Below are 7,394 nucleotides of genomic sequence, written 5' to 3'. Positions count from 1 at the left end.
GATTATAAGTTATATATCATCAAGGCTTGATGTTGAGTATGAGGATTATTCAAATGAGAGGATGTATAAATACTTAGTTCAAATACTTAACACTATTAAACAAGGAAAAGAAACAGAGTCAAATATAAATTATTTATCTAATAGAATAATAATAGATTAAGGTGAGGTGTATATTTTATGGAATATGCTGATGAAAAGATAATAGAGTTTATTAATAAGTCAGAAAAAATGAATGAAGTCAAAAACATTTGCGATGGTGATGTTAAAATCGGAAATAGATATTATACATTTGAAGAATATGGATTTTTTAATGAAAAGTTAAAAATTTATATTCCAAATGATTTTAAAGATATGGATGAAAAATTAAGAGAGTTAAAGTACCCATCAGCGTTCCGTCCTCAAATTATTAAAACTGACGAAACAGGAAGTATTAATATAACCTTAAACAAAATAGACCAAGAATTAAATGAAGATTTGGTAGAAGAACTTACGGATGGAATGAAATCAATTATAAAAAAAATGAATCCTTCAAACGTATTTTATGCACAAGAAGTAGAAGAAGTAGATGGTAAAAATATAGGTTATTTTGAATTTAAAAGTCCTGCATTAGATGGATTTATTTATAACATTATGTTTTTCTTTGAATTTGAAGGTGAAACAATGATGGGGACATTTTGTTGCTTATATAATGACTATGAAAAATGGAGAGATATTACATTTCAAGTAATAAGAACAATACAGGTAATAAAAGAGAACTAAGGGGAGATGAAAAAGTATGAGTGAATTTATATATACATATGCAAATATTTTAATATCACCTTATAAATTTGAGAAGATAATTGACCTTAAATTAACACAAGAATTAAATGAACATTCAAGACTTTATATTAGTGGAATTATACATGAAGAAAATGTAGATCAATATGTTGAAAATGCTAATAATAACGAAAAAATTGAAGTTCATCTTAAAAATGAAAATAATACGTGTGTGTTATTTAAAGGAATTGTTACAAACATAGCTGTTAAGGCTATTGACAATGTTAGAAGCATTACAATAGAAGCTTTAAGTCCAACGTTTTTGATGGATATTAAAAAGAAAAGTCGATCTTTTCAAAATAAAAATAGCAAATATAATGAAATATTTAACTCAATAACAGCCGAATATCCAAATGCTAGTGCCATAGATGAAATTTCAAAAGGTAAAAGCATACAAGGATTACTTGTTCAATATAATGAAACAGATTGGGAATTTATTAAAAGATTAGCATCACACTTTAATGCACCCCTTGTTTCAAAATGTACATTTGATGGAGCAAAATATTACATAGGGATTTCTGACTCTACTAAAAAATGTAATATAGATGAATTTAACTACTCAATAAAGAAAGATTTAAAAGCATATAAGATAAAATCTGAAAATGACATACAAGGAATTAAAGAGCAAAACTTAATAAGCTATGAAATAACAAGTAATAAAATACTTGAACTTTGCAGTCCAGTTGAGTTTAAAAATAGAACTCTTTATGTATTTAAAGCTGAAATAGAAATGAAAAATGGAATACTTTTAAATAAATATATATTAAGAGATAAAAAAGGATTAAGTAGGAGAAAAATATACAATTATTCACTAACAGGAGCCTCTATATTCGGAAATATTTTAGACGTATCCAAAGATATGGTTAAGGTACATTTAGAAATAGATAAAAATCAACCTAAAAATGAAGCTATGTGGTTTGAATACTCTACAGTTTATTCATCTCCTGATGGAAGTGGTTGGTACTGTATGCCTGAAATAGGTGATAAAGTGCGTCTTTATTTTCCAGATGAAAAAGAAAAAAATGCTTTTACAGCAAGTTCTGTGAATCTAGCCTCTTCTGATACTACAAAGAGAAGTGATCCTTCAATCAAGAGTATAAGTACAAAATATGGAAAGCAAATCCTATTTAAAAAAGGTGCAATAGAAATAATAGGAAATGGGAAAATGTTGATGAGGCTTACAGATAGTGGAGGAATAGAAATAAATAGTAATAAAAAGATATCTTTATCTGCTTTAGATGATATAGAAATAAATGGTGGATCTAAAATTGTAATTCAAGGAGATTCAGGAATAGATTTAAAACAAGCTAATGCAACCTTGAGCATATTAGATGATGTAACTATAAGTGGAGCAAAGGTGAATATAGAATGATAAATCAAATAAATAAAGAGGAAGTATTACAAGATTTTATAAAAGATCATGTATATCAAAGATGGCAATATGAATTAAATGAAATTGACAAACGATATAAGCAGGATAAAGAAAAGATTGAAAATGAATTAATATCAGCTTTTGAATTAGCATGTAAAAAATCTTTAAATCTTCAAAATAAGGGAGAAAAAGGTGATATTAAGTATATATACATATCTTTTTTAAGAACAAGTATTATCGAGAATAAATCATTTTATAGAATTGAAACGTATGATGAAAATTGGTTTTTAGATAAGAAAGAATGCTTTTCACTTTGGAACTCTGATTTTATATTTACTTCATTATTTAACCATATGAAAGACCTTGAACAGAAAAAAGTAGATTACTTTTCTAAAATAACATCTATGGATATAGATAGAATAAAATTTCTTGAATCAACAAAATATCACGTTTTAGCTGTAGAATTTATAAAAAATTTAATATTTAATTTTCTAGAAAACTCTAAATACAAAGAAATGGATAAAACTAACGACATATGTATTTTAGCGGGAGAATATATGGACCAAAGCGAAATTCTATATAAAGAAAATGGGGGTGAGTAAATAAAAATGGATTATTTTTTATTAAAACAAGATCAGCGATATACAAAAACACCTTCTATTATAGAATTAGCAAGAAAAATTGATAAAAGAAATATTAATCAGTTAAATGCACACAAAATTGAGGATACCACAATCCTTAATATAAAAGCAGATTCTGAGTGCTACTTTTTAGATATACTAGATAGGCAAATTTACTTAATATCAGATACACTTAAAAAACTATTTGAAAAATACGAACCAGATATTATTTTTAAAAGGATAGCCTTTATAGACACTAAAAAGCAAAAACAGAAAAACTACTTTCTTCCTATATTTGAAGAAATAGAAGCACTAAGCTCAAACTCTGAATTCACTTTGGATAAAAGTGTAATTAAGAAGGTAATATTAGATGAAAAAAAGATAAATAACAGAAAAATTTTTAAGATTAAAGAAGGTACAAAAACATTAATAGTAGTTAGACTTGATGTTGCTGAAAGTATATTAAGACGTGATTTTATAGGTATACATCTTGAAAAATTAGAAATTGAATAAAAGGGGGATAGGCTAATGTCAGATTCATACAAATATGTAGTAAGAGGAGCTAAAATGGAGTGTAGCTGTGGGAGCCATAAAAGAAAAATTAATCTTCCTGTTAGTCACGGCTCATATGTTAATAAAAAACCAATGATGAATGAAGAAGATAACAAGGTAGATAAAAATATTTCATACTTTGGTATATGCGATAGTCCTCAAAACCCTAACAATGAAACTATCTATTTAGTTCACGAAGTTAATGGCAGTACAATCTCTGGCAAGAAATGCTGCCCACAAATTTTTGAAAAATGGGATAATACGAAAGAAAATACAAAAGTAGAAGGAAAATCTGCTCTTACAACAAAATCACAATTAATTTGTGCATATGAAGGAATAATAACATTTGTAGATGACGGACAGCAAGAGGAATAATACAAATGGGGGGTGAGGGTATGACAGGTTTTGATAATATAAGAATAAAATCACCTTACAATATAAAAATAGTAGAAGATATAAAATTAGAGCATAAACTAAATGAACATGCAAAACTATATCTAAAAGGAATAATTGATGAAAATATAAATTTTGATACATCAATAAATGCAACCTTAAACGATGAAATACATATATACGAAGTAAATAACAAAACCATTTTTAAAGGATTAGCTTCAAGTGTAAAGACAATAAATAAAAATGGAGTATATTACATAGAACTACAAGCAATATCAGGAAGCTTTTTATTAGATACTAAGAAAAAAAGTAAATCTTTTCAAGAGACTAACATTAAGTATTCTCAACTTATTAGTGAAACTATAAAAGATTATCAAAATAATAGCTATACAAATAATATTAATAAAGAAACAAAAATAGAAAAACCCATAATCCAATATAAAGAAACAGATTGGGAGTTTATAAAACGTCTTGCAAGCCATTTTAATTCTGTCATAGTATGTGATATAATGGATAAAAATCCTAAATTTCATTTCGGATTACCAAAAGGAAAAAGCCATACAATACCTGATAATATTTCATACAATGCAAGCAAAGATTTATTTGCATTCCAAAAAGCAGGTGGGTATGAAGCGGGATTTCATGATACTGATTTTTTCTACTACGAAATAGAAACTAAGAACCAGTATCAAATAGGAGATGAAATATGGTTTAGAAAAAAACGACTGTATGTAAGTGAAATAAACGCCTATATTGATAAAGGACTTTTAAAATATAGATATAAATTATCTAGACAAAAAGGAATCTACCAAAATAATACATATAATACAAACTTAAAAGGAGCGTCCCTTGAAGGAAAGGTAATAGACACAAAAGCTGAACTCGTAAAACTTCACCTTAATATAGACAAAAACCAACCTAAAGACAAAGCACACTGGTTTTCATTTACACCACCTACAGGAAACGTAATGTATTGTATGCCAAAAATAGGAACCAATGCAAGCCTATACTTTCCTAACAATATAGAAAACAACGCAAAAGTAGTAGGATGCATAAGAAAAAACGGAAGTAGCTGTCAAAAAACTAAAAACCCAAACACTCGCTACTTTGGCACAGAACACGGAAGTGAACTAGAACTAAGCCCAGGAAACATAAACATAGTAGCAGGATGCAAAGAACCCTTAAAAATTAGCTTTGATGACTCTACTGGAATAACAATAAAAAGCCATAAAAAACTAAGACTCAACGCTGGAGAAGAAATATCACTATACACACCAAAAAAAATAATAATAAAAGCACAATCACAACTTTTCACAAAACGAACAAAAGCCTTAAACGGATTTTCAATAGAAAATGAATACCACTTCCTAGGCACTAACGTAAACGCAGATGGTAGTGATAGAACACAATACCCTCCATTTGACGACGAACCAAAACAAGGACAACCACCTAAAAAATCTCCATTCAACTGGGGGAAACTAGCAAAAAACGTCCTTGCAGGATTAGCCGTAGTAGCAGTAGTAACCATAGCAGCAGTTGCAGTAGCTGCAACACTAGGAGCCGCAGCGCCATTAGTAGGAGCAATCGCACTATCAGCAGGTATAGGAGGAACAGCGGCAGTAGCTAGTAAAGCTATCTCCGATATAAAACGAGGAGAGGTAAGCGACACCAGTGATTATATGGCTACAGCTGGAAGAGAAACATTCATAGGGGCATTATCAGGAGCTTTATTTGGACCGTTTGGAGCAGCTTCAACAGTATCAGCAAAAATGATCTTAGGAGGAATAACAAACGGTTTTGAAAGCTGCGTAAGACAAACACTAGAAGATGGAAAAATAGATCCTTGGACATTAGGATTTGATGTTGGAATAGGAATTCTAACAGGTGGAGCATTTCACTATGGAGGGAAAGGGCTTAAAAAACTAGCATCAGAAGGATCACCAGCAGTATCACCGTGGCTTAAAAAAGGTGCAAGCAAAATATTTAATTCAATAGACAACAATATAAATAAATTTACAAAAGCAGGAAATAAATTTGGGAAAAGATATTTAAATAAAGCTCAAAGAATAGCTAAAGAATTTGGAGAAGGATATGCACAAAAAGCAAAGAACCTTGTAAATAGGGTAGATAACTTAGTGCCTCAAAAGGTTGTTACACCAGATGGGCAAGTTTATTATATTAAAAAAAGTGATATTGAACCAACTTCAGGAGGAAGTGGTTCTTCAAATAAAAACACAAATAATAATAAAAACAATAAGCAAAATAAGGAATATACTAGTGACCCAAAAATAAAATTACAGTTACATCAAGCTTCTGAAGAAATAAAGGATTCATTAGAAAAATATAGAAAAGCTCTTATTAAGGGAGAATATGGAGAAGCAAAGGGTATAAGTACTGCTGCTTGTGTTATGGATATAACAGATACATCGAGGAGAGGGTTTGCTGGGAATAAAATGTGGAAAAATAATCCTACCATAATTGATCCTAGAGGAATAGATCCAACAACAATTTGCAAAACATCAGAAGATTATGTTAAATACTACAGAGAATTGTTATCAGATAAATATATAGATGACTTACCAGAGAGTTTCTTTATTGGAAAAGATAAGAAGCTAATGAAGCAAGAAATGGAAGAATTAAGAAAGATGATTGAAAAGACTAAAGATTTAGCAATTAAGGAAGGTAAGTACAATAAGTATGGTGAGCCTAGCTTTGAATTTAAGTGGAATGTAGAAAATTGTGCAGAAATTTGGGCTATGAGAGATGCTATATTAAAAGGAGCTGAAATAGATAATTTAATAATACGTTCAGTACATACATCTGATGGATCGGTTAAAGAATTTTGTGATAACTGTTTAGAGACATTTTATGGATTTTATAATATTGATTAGGAGTGATGTAGATGGAAGTATCAGAAAAAACTTTACAAGTATTAAAAGAAGCAGGATGGTATTCTGGAAGAAAGATAGATGTATTTTCAAGTATAGAATTTCTGAGATTAAAAGGTTTTGAGATTTTTGAAGCTGCAGAAAGGTTTTTAGAGGAGTTTGGTGAATTGGAAATTAAAATTGAATATGAAATTAAACGTAGAGAGGTAATAAAAAGAATAAGATACCATCATACAAACGTTGAAAAAACAATAGGAGAATTAAGAAAAGAGCATTTTGATATAGAAGAAGAGACTGGGGAAAAAACAGTTCCTGTAGGTGAGATTTATAATAGGAACCTTACATTATTTATATCTGAATCAGGAAAGTTATATTGTACAACTGGAAAAGAAGGGGATACAGTATGGGAAGGTTTAGATAATATAATTTGTGAAAAAGGAGGAAAGGATTGGGGAGAATTTTAAAAAGATAAAGGACAGTTTGAAGAAATTTAATATGCTTTCTTTTAGATGAATTTATAAATTACATTATTATACTACAGCAATATTTACTTAATAAAATGTTTTATATATTTTCATTATAGAATGTAAATTTAAATAATCACAAAACACCTCTACCACAAAGTGAATACATAAGTTTTTCTTGTTATTTAATTTTTAAGTTTTCAAGGTGAAATTGATTTTAAAATCTGTTAAGAAATTTTGACTGTTTGAGCGATAGCGAGTTTCAAAATTTTAAGATTTTAAAATCAAT

General features: G+C 28.9%; 7 protein-coding genes. All 7 read left to right on the top strand.

From position 1 onward, the window contains the following. Positions 1-177: 177 nt before the first annotated feature. Genes N4A48_RS09790 through N4A48_RS09760 form a run of 7 tightly spaced genes read left to right on the top strand, consistent with a single transcriptional unit; the run spans position 178 to position 7,105 of the window. On the top strand, positions 178-759 hold the full coding sequence (locus N4A48_RS09790; protein ID WP_293665730.1) for a hypothetical protein: 582 nt from the start codon (positions 178-180) through the stop codon (positions 757-759). A 16-nt stretch (positions 760-775) separates the two neighbouring features. Next, positions 776-2,188, top strand: a complete 1,413-nt coding sequence (locus N4A48_RS09785; RefSeq protein ID WP_293665729.1) for a contractile injection system protein, VgrG/Pvc8 family — start codon at positions 776-778, stop codon at positions 2,186-2,188. Then, positions 2,185-2,790 (top strand): hypothetical protein, encoded by a 606-nt coding sequence (locus tag N4A48_RS09780; RefSeq protein ID WP_293665728.1) that lies wholly within the window; start codon positions 2,185-2,187, stop codon positions 2,788-2,790. Before N4A48_RS09785 ends, N4A48_RS09780 begins: the two co-directional genes overlap by 4 nt. 6 nt (positions 2,791-2,796) lie before the next feature. Beyond that, positions 2,797-3,321 (top strand): imm11 family protein, encoded by a 525-nt coding sequence (locus tag N4A48_RS09775; RefSeq protein ID WP_293665727.1) that lies wholly within the window; start codon positions 2,797-2,799, stop codon positions 3,319-3,321. Between the two features lie 15 nt (positions 3,322-3,336). Continuing rightward, the gene (locus tag N4A48_RS09770; protein ID WP_293665725.1) at positions 3,337-3,735 is read left to right on the top strand and encodes a DUF4280 domain-containing protein; all 399 of its coding nucleotides are present in this window, start codon (positions 3,337-3,339) and stop codon (positions 3,733-3,735) included. A gap of 20 nt (positions 3,736-3,755) precedes the next feature. Continuing rightward, positions 3,756-6,644 carry a hypothetical protein gene (locus N4A48_RS09765; RefSeq protein ID WP_293665724.1) on the top strand — a complete coding sequence of 963 codons (2,889 nt, stop codon included), beginning with the start codon at positions 3,756-3,758 and terminating at the stop codon, positions 6,642-6,644. A gap of 11 nt (positions 6,645-6,655) precedes the next feature. Next, positions 6,656-7,105 carry an SUKH-3 domain-containing protein gene (locus N4A48_RS09760; RefSeq protein WP_293665723.1) on the top strand — a complete coding sequence of 150 codons (450 nt, stop codon included), beginning with the start codon at positions 6,656-6,658 and terminating at the stop codon, positions 7,103-7,105. Positions 7,106-7,394 lie beyond the last annotated feature (289 nt).

Source organism: Tepidibacter sp., assembly GCF_025210165.1.
GTDB lineage: Bacteria > Bacillota > Clostridia > Peptostreptococcales > Peptostreptococcaceae > Tepidibacter_A.
This window is presented reverse-complemented; position numbering and strand designations above follow the sequence as displayed.

Coding starts and splice junctions, on each gene's coding strand:
- N4A48_RS09760 (WP_293665723.1), top strand. CDS start 6,656: ATGGAAGTATCAGAAAAAACTTTACAAGTATTAAAAGAAGCAGGATGG.
- N4A48_RS09775 (WP_293665727.1), top strand. CDS start 2,797: ATGGATTATTTTTTATTAAAACAAGATCAGCGATATACAAAAACACCT.
- N4A48_RS09780 (WP_293665728.1), top strand. CDS start 2,185: ATGATAAATCAAATAAATAAAGAGGAAGTATTACAAGATTTTATAAAA.
- N4A48_RS09785 (WP_293665729.1), top strand. CDS start 776: ATGAGTGAATTTATATATACATATGCAAATATTTTAATATCACCTTAT.
- N4A48_RS09770 (WP_293665725.1), top strand. CDS start 3,337: ATGTCAGATTCATACAAATATGTAGTAAGAGGAGCTAAAATGGAGTGT.
- N4A48_RS09790 (WP_293665730.1), top strand. CDS start 178: ATGGAATATGCTGATGAAAAGATAATAGAGTTTATTAATAAGTCAGAA.
- N4A48_RS09765 (WP_293665724.1), top strand. CDS start 3,756: ATGACAGGTTTTGATAATATAAGAATAAAATCACCTTACAATATAAAA.